Source organism: Mesorhizobium sp. LNJC405B00, assembly GCF_000502615.1.
Classification (GTDB): domain Bacteria; phylum Pseudomonadota; class Alphaproteobacteria; order Rhizobiales; family Rhizobiaceae; genus Mesorhizobium.
This window is the reverse complement of sequence record NZ_AYWC01000065.1, coordinates 1-285: the sequence shown is the minus strand read 5'-3', so window position 1 is coordinate 285 and position 285 is coordinate 1. Positions and strand designations below refer to the sequence as shown.

The 285-nt window shown below is 60.0% G+C and carries 1 pseudogene; it reads left to right on the top strand.

The features are described from left to right. Positions 1-174 (top strand): annotated as a pseudogene (locus tag X756_RS1000000170305) (IS110 family transposase); the annotation flags it as partial. Between the last annotated feature and the right edge of the window lie 111 nt (positions 175-285).

Sequence of the window (285 nt, the reverse complement as noted above, 5' to 3'; positions counted from 1 at the left end):
GGCCGCGGCCATGCGCGGGGAATGCTGGTTGAGGCGGCATGGGCGGCTGTGCGATCGCCAGGACCTCTACGCGCCTTCTCCAAGCGAATCGCCTCGCGCCGGGGGAAGTATATTGCGGCCGTCGCCACCGCGCGCAAGCTTGTAATGATCATCTGGCACATGCTGAGCAAGGGTGCGTGTTTCGGTTATTCCCGGACACCCTTTTCGCTAAATCCCGGACAGTGATTTCAGTAATTCGCGGACAGCGATTCCGCTAAATCCCGGACAGTTTTCGGGAGCGGATTT